General features: G+C 65.9%; 8 protein-coding genes and 2 tRNA genes. 7 read left to right on the top strand and 3 right to left on the bottom strand.

Annotation, left to right across the window (positions count from 1 at the left end):
- Window positions 1-46 precede the first annotated feature (46 nt).
- Window positions 47-2182 (top strand): ATP-dependent helicase, encoded by a 2136-nt coding sequence (locus tag FBY36_RS01680; RefSeq protein ID WP_142117044.1) that lies wholly within the window; start codon window positions 47-49, stop codon window positions 2180-2182.
- Entirely contained in the window at window positions 2179-2772 is a 594-nt protein-coding gene (locus FBY36_RS01675) for a M48 family metallopeptidase (protein ID WP_142117043.1), read from the top strand. Before FBY36_RS01680 ends, FBY36_RS01675 begins: the two co-directional genes overlap by 4 nt.
- A gap of 103 nt (window positions 2773-2875) precedes the next feature.
- Here the strand turns inward: FBY36_RS01675 and FBY36_RS01670 are convergent, their stop codons facing one another.
- The gene (locus FBY36_RS01670) at window positions 2876-4339 is read right to left on the bottom strand and encodes a zinc-dependent metalloprotease (protein ID WP_142117042.1); all 1464 of its coding nucleotides are present in this window, start codon (window positions 4337-4339) and stop codon (window positions 2876-2878) included.
- 136 nt (window positions 4340-4475) lie between these two features.
- On the opposite strand from FBY36_RS01670, the gene FBY36_RS01665 reads away from it, so the two are divergent.
- The 5 genes from FBY36_RS01665 to FBY36_RS01645 all read left to right on the top strand — a co-directional run bounded on the left by FBY36_RS01665 (window position 4476) and on the right by FBY36_RS01645 (window position 10324).
- Window positions 4476-5690, top strand: a complete 1215-nt coding sequence (locus FBY36_RS01665; protein WP_235008673.1) for a YlbL family protein — start codon at window positions 4476-4478, stop codon at window positions 5688-5690.
- A gap of 162 nt (window positions 5691-5852) precedes the next feature.
- The gene (locus FBY36_RS01660) at window positions 5853-8831 is read left to right on the top strand and encodes a UPF0182 family membrane protein (protein ID WP_200830550.1); all 2979 of its coding nucleotides are present in this window, start codon (window positions 5853-5855) and stop codon (window positions 8829-8831) included.
- A gap of 120 nt (window positions 8832-8951) precedes the next feature.
- Window positions 8952-9025 (top strand) — tRNA-Met (locus tag FBY36_RS01655).
- A gap of 155 nt (window positions 9026-9180) precedes the next feature.
- Window positions 9181-9254 (top strand) — tRNA-Met (locus FBY36_RS01650).
- A gap of 137 nt (window positions 9255-9391) precedes the next feature.
- Window positions 9392-10324 carry a cytochrome b/b6 domain-containing protein gene (locus FBY36_RS01645; protein ID WP_142117041.1) on the top strand — a complete coding sequence of 311 codons (933 nt, stop codon included), beginning with the start codon at window positions 9392-9394 and terminating at the stop codon, window positions 10322-10324.
- Window positions 10325-10378: 54 nt separating this feature from the next.
- Here the strand turns inward: FBY36_RS01645 and FBY36_RS01640 are convergent, their stop codons facing one another.
- Together FBY36_RS01640 and FBY36_RS01635 are read right to left on the bottom strand one after the other, a co-directional pair.
- Window positions 10379-11803 carry a cryptochrome/photolyase family protein gene (locus FBY36_RS01640; protein ID WP_142117040.1) on the bottom strand — a complete coding sequence of 475 codons (1425 nt, stop codon included), beginning with the start codon at window positions 11801-11803 and terminating at the stop codon, window positions 10379-10381.
- An 87-nt stretch (window positions 11804-11890) separates the two neighbouring features.
- Window positions 11891-12679 carry a PspA/IM30 family protein gene (locus tag FBY36_RS01635; RefSeq protein ID WP_142117039.1) on the bottom strand — a complete coding sequence of 263 codons (789 nt, stop codon included), beginning with the start codon at window positions 12677-12679 and terminating at the stop codon, window positions 11891-11893.
- Between the last annotated feature and the right edge of the window lie 79 nt (window positions 12680-12758).

Raw genomic sequence — 12758 nt, 5'->3', positions numbered from 1 at the left:
TCCACCAGACTCCAGTATGCGGTAGTCGAGAAACAAAGCAGCAAAAGTGACTACAGAGAATTTTGACGGAGCAGCCTCACTGGAGGACCGGATCCTTGGGGGCCTGGACGCCGAACAGCGTGAGGTGGCCAGCACCTTGAACGGGCCGTTGTGCGTGCTGGCCGGCGCGGGCACCGGGAAGACCCGCGCCATCACCCACCGCATCGCCTACGGCGTGCATTCGGGGGTCTACACTCCGCAGCGCCTGCTCGCCGTAACGTTCACTGCCAGGGCCGCGGCAGAGATGCGCAGCCGCCTGCGGGACCTCGGCGCCGGCAACGTCCAGGCCCGCACCTTCCACGCCGCTGCCCTGCGCCAGCTGCAGTTCTTCTGGCCCCAGGCGGTGGGCGGAACACTGCCCAACCTGCTGGACCACAAGGCCCAAATGCTGTCAGAGGCCGCCCGGCGGCTTCGACTCAGCACCGACCGGGCCACCATCCGCGACCTTGCCTCGGAAATCGAATGGGCCAAGGTATCCATGCTGACACCGGCAAACTACCTGGAGAACGCCCAGGGGAGGGGCGCGCCCGGCGGGTTCGACCTCACCACCGTGGCGCGCGTTTTCCAGTCCTATGAGGACGTCAAGACCGACCGCAACGTGATCGACTTCGAGGACGTCCTGCTCATCACGGTGGGCATCCTCCAGGAGGACGAGAAGGTTGCTGCCACGGTGCGGGAACAGTACCGGCACTTTGTGGTGGATGAATACCAGGACGTCTCCCCGCTTCAGCAGCGGCTCCTGGAGCTTTGGCTCGGCGGCCGTGACGAACTCTGCGTGGTGGGTGACGCCAGCCAGACCATCTATTCCTTTACCGGCGCCTCGCCCAGGCACCTCCTGGACTTCAAGACCCGCTACCCACAGGCCAACGTGGTCAAGCTCATCAGGGACTACCGCTCCACCCCCCAGGTGGTGAAACTGGCCAACGGCCTGCTGGCCGCCCGCCGCAGCGGCGGCCCCACCGCCGACGCCGCATGGGCTTCACCCCTGCAGCTCGTGGCGCAGCGCCCCGCGGGACCCGCGCCGCAGTTCACCGAGTGCACGGACGATGAAGCCGAAGCCGCCACGGTTGCGCAGAAGATCAAGGCACTGCTCGACGCCGGCACTCCGGCCAGCGAGGTGGCCATCCTTTTCCGTACCAACGGCCAGTCCGAGGCCTACGAGCAGGCGCTGGCAGCGGCAGGCATCGGCTACCAACTGCGCGGCGGGGAGAGGTTCTTCGCCCGCAAGGAGGTCCGGGACGCCATCCTGCAGCTGCGTGCAGCCACCCGGGCGGTTTCCGAATCAGATGCGCCGGAACCGCTGGGGCAACTGGTGCGGGACATCGTCTCCTCCCTCGGCTACACCGATGCGGCACCGCACAGCGGAGGTGCACTGCGCGAACGCTGGGAGTCCCTCGCGGCATTGGTGGCACTCGCCGATGAACTCGTGCAGGCCCGCGGCCCGCAGTTCGGCCTGGCTGATTTCGTGAACGAACTCCAGGAGCGTTCCCTCGCCCAGCATGCGCCCACCGTGCAGGGCGTTACGCTCGCCTCGCTGCACGCGGCCAAGGGCCTGGAATGGGACGCTGTCTTCCTGGTGGGACTCAGTGAAGGCCTGATGCCCATCTCCTTTGCCGATTCACCCGAATCCGTGGATGAGGAGCGCCGCCTCCTGTACGTGGGCATCACCCGCGCCCGCGAACACCTTTCCCTCTCATGGAGCACCGCGAGGACTCCCGGGGGCCGGGCCAACCGGAAGCCGTCCCGGTTCCTGGAGGGCCTGCGGCCGGACTCGGTGGCAAGCTCGAGTACCCGGGGCAAGGGGCCCGCGCCACGCCGCAAAGCTGCGGCCCCGGCTGTCTGCCGGGTCTGCGGCAGCATGCTGGCCAGCGGGGCCGAACGGAAGGTGGGCCGCTGCAACGCGTGTCCCCCCAGCTACGAGGAACAGACCTTTGACGCCCTCCGCAACTGGCGCCGCGAGGTGGCACAGTCCGCGGACGTCCCGGCATTCGTTGTCTTCACCGATGCCACCCTTACCGCCATCGCGGAGGCCAGGCCGGCGTCATTGGAGGAGCTTGCCGGCCTCGCCGGAGTCGGCCCGTCCAAGCTCGAAAAGTACGGGGAGGACGTCCTTCGGGTCCTTGTCGAAAGCTCAGTCCTGTGAGGCCCGGAACCGGCGGCGGTGCCCGCGAGGCCGCCACGCTGACTACCCCCAACGGTTCTCCGGTGGAGGTGCGGCGTTCTGCCCGGCGGACCCGTACCGTGGCAGCATTCTGGGAAGACGGAACAGCGGTGGTCGCAATTCCGGCCCGCTTCACGGCCGCGCAGGAGCGCGAGTGGGTTCACAAGATGCTGGCCAAACTGCATAGACAGGGGGAGCGGCAAGCGGCTGCCGGACGGCGGCGTCCTGCCACCGACGAGGCCCTGGCAGCCCATGCGGCCCAATTGTCCGCCCAATATCTTGGTGGCCGGTCAGTGCCCACCTCCGTCCGCTGGGTCAGCAACCAGAATTCCCGGTGGGGGTCCGCCACCCCGGCCGAGGGGACCATTCGCCTGTCGGACAAGCTGCGGCCCATGCCGCAATGGGTCATCGACTACGTCCTGCTCCACGAGCTGGCCCACCTCCTGGTGGCCTCACACAACGCCGCCTTCTGGAAGCTGCTGGTGGCCTACCCCGAAACGCAGAGGGCCAAGGCGTTCCTCGAAGGTGTTTCATTTGCCACGTCCCGGGGAATGGACAAAGACGCCGACTAGGTCCGGCGCAGGACATTAAGCCGGCAAAAAGAGCGCCGGTCGAAAGCATGCCGGCCAAAAAGCACTCTGGCGGGCCAGGAACCCCTGGCCCGCCAGAAAAGTGTCAGCCCCGGGGCTGGTCCGTTCCGCCGTCGTCGTCCTTGCTGCCGGTGTCCCCGGCGCCGCCTTCATCCCGCCTGCCGCCGGCGTCCCCGGCAGCACCGTCGTCGCCGGAGGTGCCGTCAAAACCGCCGCTGAGCAGTTTCTGCAGGGCGTCATCCACCTCGCTGTCGCTGGCTTCGGCCAACTTGCGGCGGGAGCTGAAGCCCTTCGGATCATCCAGGTCTTCGGCCGTGGGCAGGAGGTCGGGGTGGTGCCAGATGGCGTCACGGCCCTCGATCCCGCGTTCTTCCTTCAGCGTGGCCCACAGGGTGGCGGCGTCACGCAGCCTGCGCGGACGCAGCTCGAGTCCCACCAGGGAAGCAAAGGCGTGCTCGGCGGGACCGCCCGTTGCCCGGCGGCGCCGCACTGTTTCGCGAAGTGCGCCGGCGGACGGCAGGACCTTCTCCGTGGCGGCCGCGGTCAGTTCATCCACCCACCCCTCCACGAGGGCCAGCGCCGTCTCCAGCTTTTCCAGTGCCTGTTCCTGGGCCGGTGTCCGCTGCGGCATGAAGACGCCTTGGGACAATGCTTCCTGGATGCCTTCGGGATTGCTGGGATCGAGGTCCCGGGCGAGCTCCTCGATGCGGGAGGTGTCGATGTGGATGCCGCGGGCGTAGGCCTCGATGGCTCCCAGCAGGTGTCCCCGCAGCCAGGGAACCTGCACGAACAGCCGGGCATGAGCCGCTTCGCGCACGGCGAGGAACAGCCGGATGTCGTTCTCCGGCAGGGACAGGCCTTCACCGAAGGCAGCAACATTTGTTGGCAGGAGCGCCATTTCAAGGTCGGCAAGCGGTACGCCGATGTCGGTGGAGCTCACCACGTCCTGGGACAGGGCGCCGATGGCCTGCCCCAGCTGCATCCCAAAGATGGCCCCGCCCATGTTCTGCAGCATCGAGGAGGCGCCGCCCATCATGGACTTCATTTCCTCGGGCATCTGCTCCGTCATGGCGGAGGAAAGGGCATTGGCGATGCTGTTGGCCACGGGTTCGGTCAGCCGCTTCCAGGTGCCCAGGGTGGCTTCCACCCATTCCGCGCGGGACCAGGCCTTGCCGATCAAACCGGTGCCGGGCAGGTCGGTGACCGGGTCCAGCCACAGCTCAGCGAGGCGCAGGGCTTCATCCACCTCCCGGGACTGCTGGGCAGTGACCGACGGATCAGAACTCCCGGCCGCCACCCGCCGGGCGTTGTCGTGGGCCAGCGTCCAGTTGACGGGGCCCTCGGACGGGGCGCTCATCATCGCCTGCACCTGGGAGAACATCTGGGCCAGCAGGTTGGGGTCATCCGGCAGGCCGGCAGCCTTGGCGAGCTCGGCGGGATCGAAGTTCTCCATCCCCTTGCCGCCCATCAGGTTCTGCAGCATTTCGGCCAACGGATCCTTGGGGGTGTCGTCGTCGCCGTTGGACGGATTGAGTGGGTTGGAGGTCATGGTCCCGCCGATCGATGGTGTGACTGTTGATCAACCTTCACGGTACCCCGGCGGGGGTCGGCTGTCTGCCGCCCGCCGCCGTCGTTCGCTCTAGGCAAAGCACCCCCGCCCACTGCCACCGCGTACTGTTGGTGGGGTGACTACAACCCGTGGCGGCCATCCCTCCGAGGACCACGTTCCCGATCTTCCCCCCTTTTCCAATCCCGGCCCGTTTGGTGCCGGCGGCCTGCCGGAAGGCCCGGGGAACAGCGGCGGCACAGCGGCTGCGGGCGGCAGCATCAACGCGTTCGACGGCGGAGGCCCGGGGAAGCGGCTTTCCACCATGATGGTTGCCGGGCTGGCGGCGCTGGGGCTGGGAATTGCCGTAGGCACGCTTCCAGTGCCGTATGTCATCGAATCGCCCGGTCCCACCTACAACACGCTGGGGGAGACCCAGGGGCATCCCGTCATCAATGTCAGCGGCCGTGAAACGTATCCGGCCGCCGGAAGCCTGGACCTGACCACCGTTTATGTCGACGGCGGCCCCACCGGCTCCGTCAGCATCCTCAATGCGTTCTCCGCATGGCTGGACCCTTCCAAAGCCGTCTACCCGGTGGAACTGATCTACCCCACGGGCACCACCAGGGAAGAGGCGCAGGAACAAAGTGCGGTGGCCATGGCCACGTCCCAGGAGAACGCCGTGGCCTCCGCCCTGAACGAACTCAGGATTCCCTTCGGCCAGCAGCTCCAGGCAGCAGACCTGTCGAAGGATTCCGCTTCCGCCGGCAAGATCCAGCAGGGGGACATCCTCAAGTCCATCAACGGCAAGGACATCAGCGCACTCAGCGTGATCCAGGATGAGCTGGCCGCCGGCAAGGGCGCCCCGGTATCGGTGACAGTGGAACGCGACGGCCGGCCCGTCACTGTCGAGGTCACCCCTAAGGACAATGGCCAGGGCCGGTTCATCCTTGGCGTCATGCTGAAGTATCTGTTCAGTTTTCCCTTCCAGGTGCAGATCTCCCTGGACAAGGTGGGCGGCCCCAGCGCGGGGCTGATGTTCTCGCTGGGCATCATCGACACTGTCACCCCCGGCGACCTCACCGGCGGCAAGCACGTCGCAGGCACCGGCACCATCTCACCGGACGGCGCGGTAGGACCCATCGGCGGCATCGGGCAGAAAATGCGGGGTGCGCGCTCATCCGGCGCCACCCTGTTCCTGGCGCCCGCCGGCAACTGCGACGAAGTTGCGAGCCATGTTCCCGACGGCCTCCAGGTGGTCCGCGTGGAAAACCTTTCGGAAGCCCGGCATGCCGTGGAAGTGGCCGGAAGCGGACAGGACACATCCGCGCTCCCGGCCTGCGCCAGCAAATAGACTGGGCGCAACTAGACTCACAGGAACTAAGCTTTACCGCCACTCGTGGCACAAGTTGACGGACGAAACCAGCCGTTTGACCGGTACCGTACGTCGCTCGCACGCTTCGAATATCTGACGACCAGCTATGAGGTACCCAGTTTGTCCCGTCCCGCCAGCACCATGTCCACCGGCAGGCCCCCTTCACGACGAGGCGTGCTGACGCCCACCTTGATCGTCGTTGCCCTGGTGGTAGTGGGCTTCATCTTCTTCGCCAACGTCTGGACCGACGTCCTCTGGTACCGGCAGCTGGGGTTCATCGAGGTCTTCGTCACCGAGAATCTGGCCAAGATCGCCACCTTCGTGGCCGGCTTCGCCATCATGTTCTCGGCAGTCTTCTTCTCGATCAGGATTGCCTACAACGCCAGGCCGGTCTACGCGCCGGATTCCGAGATCCGGGACAACCTCAACCGGTACCAAGCCCAGCTGGAGCCGGTCCGGCGGATCGTCATGGTGGGCCTGCCGGTCCTCTTCGGCCTGTTTGCGGGCAGCGCGGCCGCGAGCCAGTGGCAGAAGGTCCTGCTGTTCTTCAACCAGGTTGGCTTCGGAGAGGCTGATCCACAGTTCAACATGGACATCAGCTTCTACCTGATGACCCTGCCGTTCCTCGGGTTTGTGACCGGGTTCCTGATCAGCGTGGTGGTGATTGCGGGCATCGCCGGCCTCCTCACGCACTATCTGTACGGCAGCATCCGCCTGATGGAACGCGGCGTCTTCACCAGCCGCGCAGCGCAAATCCATATCGCCGTGACCGGCGCCGCCTTCCTGGTGCTCCTGGGCGTCAACTTCTGGCTGGACCGCTACTCTTCCGTCCAGAGCAACGGGGGCCGCTGGGCCGGCGCGCTTTACACGGACGTCAACGCCGTCATCCCCACCAAGGCCATCCTCGCGGTGGCTGCCGTCCTGGTGGCCGTCCTGTTCGTCGTGGCCGCCGTGATCGGCCGCTGGCGCCTTCCAGTGATCGGCACGGCCATGCTGATCATCACCTCCATCCTGGCCGGTGGCGTGTACCCCTGGGTGATCCAGCAGTTCCAGGTCCGCCCGTCCGAGCAGACGCTGGAAAGCAAGTACATCCAGCGCAACATCGAGAACACGCGCAAGGCCTACGGCCTGAATGGCATCCAGGAGACCCGGTACGACGCAACCAATACTGCCAACACCGGCGCACTCGCGCCGGACGCCCAGACCACTGCCAACATCCGGCTCCTGGACCCGAACCTGATCTCGGACGCCTTTGCGCAGCTGGAACAGTACCGCGCGTACTACCAGTTCCCCAAGGCCCTCAACGTGGACCGCTATGAGGTGGACGGCAAGATCCAGGACACCGTGATCGCCGTTCGGGAACTGAACCCCACGAACGTTGCAACCAACCAGCAGGGCTGGCTGAACCAGCACGTGGTGTACACCCACGGTTACGGGGTTGTGGCTGCCAAGGGCAACAAGTTTACCGTTGACGGCAAGCCCGAATTCCTGCAGTCCGGCATTCCGTCCACCGGCGTGCTGGGGAACGACACAACCTACGAACCGCGCATCTACTTCGGTGAGACTTCGCCGGAATACTCGATCGTGGGTGCCCCCGACGGCGCCGCGCCGCGTGAGCAGGACCGTCCTTCCGGAAAGGAAGGGGAGGGCGAAACCCAGTACACGTTCAAGGGCAACGCCGGGCCCAATGTTGGCTCCTTCTTCAACAAGATCCTTTACGCCATCAAGTTCCAGTCTTCGGACCTGCTGCTTTCGGACGGCGTGAACCCGGAGTCGCAGATCCTGTACGACCGCAGCCCCCGCGAGCGGGTTCAGAAGGTGGCGCCCTACCTGACGGTTGACGGCGGGGCGTACCCGGCAGTGGTGGACGGCCGGGTCAAGTGGATCGTGGACGGTTACACCACCAGCCAGTACTACCCGTACTCACAGCAGAAGCAGCTGTCGGATGCCACCACGGATTCGCAGACCAGCTCCGGTCGCGCCGTGGCCCTGCCCAACAGCACGGTGAACTACATCCGCAACTCAGTCAAGGCCACGGTAGACGCCTACGACGGCTCCGTCACCCTCTATGCCTGGGACGACACGGACCCGGTCCTCAAGGCCTGGCAGAAGGTCTTCCCGTCATCCCTGAAGCCTTACTCGGAGATGTCCGGGGCAGTCATGAGCCACGTCCGCTACCCGGAGGACCTGTTCAAGGTCCAGCGTGAGCTCCTGGGGCAGTACCACGTGACGGATCCCACCAGCTTCTACAAGAACAACGACGCGTGGAGCGTCCCCGCCGATCCGACGGTGGATACCGACGTCAAGCAGCCGCCGTTCTACATGTCGCTGCAGATGCCGGACCAGGAAAAGCCGGCGTTCCAGCTGACTTCCTCCTACATCCCGCAGATCGTGAACGGAAACGCCCGCAACGTCCTGTACGGCTTCCTCGCCGCGGATTCGGACGCGGGGAACCAGGCCGGCGTGAAGGCGGAAGGCTACGGCAAGCTGCGGCTGCTGCAGATCCCGCCGGAAACACAGGTGCCCGGTCCGGGGCAGGCGCAGAACAAGTTCAACTCCGACCCCACCGTTTCGCAGGCGCTGAACCTGCTGCGCCAAGGTGCGTCGGACGTGCTGAACGGCAACCTGCTCACCCTGCCCGTCGGCGGCGGCATCCTCTACGTCCAGCCGGTCTACCTCAAGTCCACGGGTGAGACGTCATACCCCACGCTGCAACGCGTCCTGGTGGCCTTTGGCGACAAGGTGGGCTTCGCCCCGACGCTGGACGCGGCCCTCAAGCAGCTCTTCGGCGGTGACTCCGGTGCAGCCGCGGGTGACTCCGCCAACAACGGGCAGACGCCGGCCGGCCCGGCCGCGCCTGCCACACCGGCAGAGGCGGACGCCAAGGCCCAGCTGAAGGCGGCCCTGGATGAGGCGAACGCGGCCATCCAGTCCGGACAGACGGCGCTCGCGGCCGGTGACTTTGCTGCCTACGGCGAAGCGCAGAAGAAGATCGCGGCAGCGCTGAAGAAGGCCATGGACGCCGAAGCCAAGATCCCGGTGACCGCTCCGGAGGCCAGCCCGGCCCCCGCAGCTTCCAGCTCACCTTCGGCAACGCCGTCCGCATCAGCGGGCCAGTAGTACGACGGCGGCCCGGCACCGGAAGCTCCTAGGGGGGTCAGGGTGCCGGGCGGGCGTAACGGACGTCACGCCGCTTGGATTTGGCCTGCGGTTCACCTCCCGGTAAAGTAGTTCTTGCGACGCGGGGTGGAGCAGTTCGGTAGCTCGCTGGGCTCATAACCCAGAGGTCACAGGTTCAAATCCTGTCCCCGCAACTGAGGAAAGGCCCGGACATTGGAAACAATGTCCGGGCCTTTTGCTTTCCCCGACGTCACGGCCGTGGCCAACCTCTCTGGTGCTCGGGTTCCAAGGGGGCCTGGTGGACCGTGGTCAGCGCGGCCGTGAAAGTAGGGTAGTGTTGATCAAGCGACGCGGGGTGGAGCAGTTCGGTAGCTCGCTGGGCTCATAACCCAGAGGTCACAGGTTCAAATCCTGTCCCCGCAACTTATGAAGGCCCTGACCGGCAGTTACGCCGGTCAGGGCTTTTCTTTTCCTTGGATGCGCACAGTTCCTAGTATTCTCTTTCGAAGGGCCCGGCGATCTGCGGGCCGCCCAGTCATTCCTGAGAGGTATGTAGTTCGATGGCCACACCCACGAAGAAACCCGGCGCCGCGACGGGTAAGCGGTCCCGGCTTTACTGGGTGGTTCCCGCTGTCCTCGCGGCGTTGGTCCTGGTGGTCCTGGTGGCCCGGCTGCTCGTGGGACTGCCCGCCGTCGCGTCCTTTCTCGCGGATTACCCAGGCCAGTCCCAACTGCCGGGCAACGCCCCGGTGGGTTTTCCCGCCTGGCTGGCGTGGCAGCACTTCCTCAACGCTTTCTTCCTGCTCCTGATCATCCGCACAGGGTGGCAGGTTCGCACCACCACGCGGCCCAGCGGGCATTGGACCAGGAACAATAAGGGCCTGATCCGCACCAGGAACGCGCCCACCAAGATCACCCTCGAACTGTGGTTCCACCTGACTCTGGATGCCCTCTGGATCCTGAACGGGCTCGTCTTCGCGGTGCTGCTGTTCGCCACCGGGCAATGGATGCGCATCGTCCCTACCAGCTGGGACATCTTCCCGAATGCCTTGTCGGCCGCGCTGCAGTATGCCTCGCTGGACTGGCCCACGGAAGACGGCTGGATCAACTACAACGCGCTGCAGCTGTTGGCCTACTTCGTGACCGTCTTCATCGCTGCGCCGCTGGCGTTCATCACGGGCCTGCGGATGTCCTCCGCCTGGCCAAAGAAGGCCGCGGGCCTGAACAAGGCCTACCCCATCGAGTGGGCGCGGGCCGTCCACTTCCCGGTGATGGTCTACTTCGTGGCCTTCATTGTGGTCCACGTCTTCCTGGTGCTTGCCACCGGTGCGCTGCGGAACCTGAACCACATGTACGGGGTCAGGGACGACGACGGCTGGTTCGGCTTCTGGGTGTTCCTGGCCTCCGTGGCCGTCATGGTGGCCGCCTGGTTCCTGGCCCGCCCCATCTTCCTGCGGCCCATCGCCTCCCTCATGGGCAAGGTCAGCCGCTAAGGCCTGCTCAGCCTTGCGCAGAGCAGGAGAGGGGCGGTACAGCCGGGGGCCGGCTCAGCCGTCCTTGAGCTGCTGGTACGCTGCCAGCGCGCGTTCCCGGGACTCCGGCAGCTCAACGAGGGGTTCGGGATAATCCGGAACCCCCGTCTTCCAGGGCTCGTGGATGGATTTGTTGTCGAGGCCCGCGAGCTCAGGGACGAACTCGCGCAGATACCGGCCGACGGCGTCGAATTTCTTGCTTTGGGTGACCGGATTGAAGATTCGGTAGTACGGTGAAGCGTCCGCGCCCGAGCCGGCCACCCACTGCCAGTTGGCCGGGTTGCTGGCAGCGTCGGCGTCCACCAAGGTGTCCCAGAACCATTCCTCTCCGACCCGCCAGTCAGTCAGTAGATTCTTGACCAGGAACGAGGCCGCAGCCATCCGCACGCGGTTGTGCATCCAGCCGGTCTGCCAGAGCTGCCGCATCCCGGCATCGATCAGGGGGTAGCCCGTACGGCCCTGCTGCCACGCCTCGAGCTCACTCCTGCCCGGCTGCTGCCAGGCGAACCGGTCGAATTCGGGCCGGTAGTTGCGGGTGGCGAGTTCCGGGTTGTTGTACAGCAGCTGCCAGCAGAATTCGCGCCAGCCAAGCTCGGAGCGGAAAATCCCGACGTCGGCAGGCACCTTTTGCGGATAGCGGCGGCGGATCCCGTGCCACACCCGGAACGGACTGACCTCGCCGAATCTCAGGTGGGGTGACAGGCGGCTGGTTCCCTCGGTGCCGGGCAGGTTCCGCCCGGTTCCGTACTCCCCGGCGGGTCCGTCCAGGAAGTCGTCCACCCGGTGGTGTGCGCCTTCCTCCCCGGGGGTCCAGGTGGCGGCGAGGCCGCCGCTCCAGTCAGGGGAGGAGGGGAGGAGCCGCCAGCTGTCGAGGTCGTCACCTGTCTGGAGGCAGCCTGGTAGCGGAGGTCCCGGGATCACGGAGGGAGGCGCGAAGGGGTCGCGGACCTCCTGGCCGGCAAGGCATGCCCGCCAGAAGGGCGTGAACACCTTATAGGGCCCGCCGGAGCCGGTCTTGACCGTCCAGGGCTCGAACAGGAGGTTTGCCTGGAAGCTTGACGCCTCCAGGCCGCTTTCCGCGGCCCACGACTTAAGGGCGGCGTCGATGTTTCGTTCGGGCTGGCCATATCGCCGGTTCCAGAAGAGGTGCGCTGCCCCGGTCTGCGCTGCCACTTCCTTGATCACCGGCCCGGCCGGCCCACGGCGAAGGAGCAGGCGCGAGCCGCGGGCCTCGAGAGCGGAGGACAAGGCCTGCAGCGAGTGGTGCAGCCACCATCGGGTTGCGCCTCCCAGCGGCCTGATGCCGGCAGATTCTTCATCCAGGACGTAGACCACCGTCAGCGGCAGGTCCAGCGCGGCGGCGGCATTCAGCGCGGGGTTGTCGTCCAGGCGAAGGTCGTCGCGGAGCCAGACCAGGGCGGTCTCTTCAAGGGAGGTCATGGGACCACGCTACACACTGTGGACATGGCGATGGCCGGGACCGCGGTCCCGGCCATCGCCTGGTTTGCCTGTGCAAGGCAGCTGACTTTAGAGCTTGTCGAAGTCAGCTTCCTCAACGGTCGACTCGGACTGCGCGGCACCGGCGGCACCGAGGGCAGGCTTGGCGCCGCCGGACTTCAACGCGGCCAGCCGGGCCTCGATCTCGGTCTGCTCGCCCAGGTCCTCCAGCTGGTTGAACTGCGCGTCCAGGCTGGACGCTGCAAGTTCCTCCTGTCCGCGGACCTTGGCCTCTTCGCGGCGGATCTTTTCCTCGAAGCGGCCTACTTCGCTGGTGGGGTCCATGATGTCGATGCTCTTGATGGCGTCGTGCACCTGGGACTGCGCCGCTGCCGTCTTTGACCGGGCCACCAGTTCGTTGCGCTTGCTGGTCAGCTGGTTGAGCTTGTTCTTCATCTGGTCCAGGCCGGTCTTCAGCTTGTCCACCACCTCGCGCTGGGAGGCGATGCTCGGCTCCGCACCCTTGGCTTCGTTCTCAGCTGACATCTGCCGCTGAAGGGCCACCTTTGCCAGGTTGTCGAACTTCTCGGCGTCGGCAACGTCGCCGGCCGCGCGGAACTCGTCAGCCTTGCGGGAGGCGGCCAGTGCCTTGTTTCCCCAGTCGCGCGCGTTCTTGACGTCCTCGTTGTAGTCGTCTTCCAGCATGCGGAGGTTGCCGATGGTCTGCGCCACCGCGGACTCTGCTTCGGCGATGTTGTTGGTGTAGTCGCGGACCATCTGGTCCAGCATCTTCTGCGGATCCTCGGCGTTGTCCAGCAAAGAGTTGATGTTCGCCTTTGCCAGCTGTGCGATCCGGCCGAAAATGGACTGCTTAACCATGGTGTTTGCCTTTCGTCCTGCTCTTTGTTGACCACTGACGTCCGTGAACAGTGGTGTACTGCTTCTGTCCGCCCGCCGG

Origin of the sequence: Arthrobacter sp. SLBN-122 (genome assembly GCF_006715165.1) — a bacterium.
Classification (GTDB): domain Bacteria; phylum Actinomycetota; class Actinomycetes; order Actinomycetales; family Micrococcaceae; genus Arthrobacter.
This window is presented reverse-complemented; position numbering and strand designations above follow the sequence as displayed.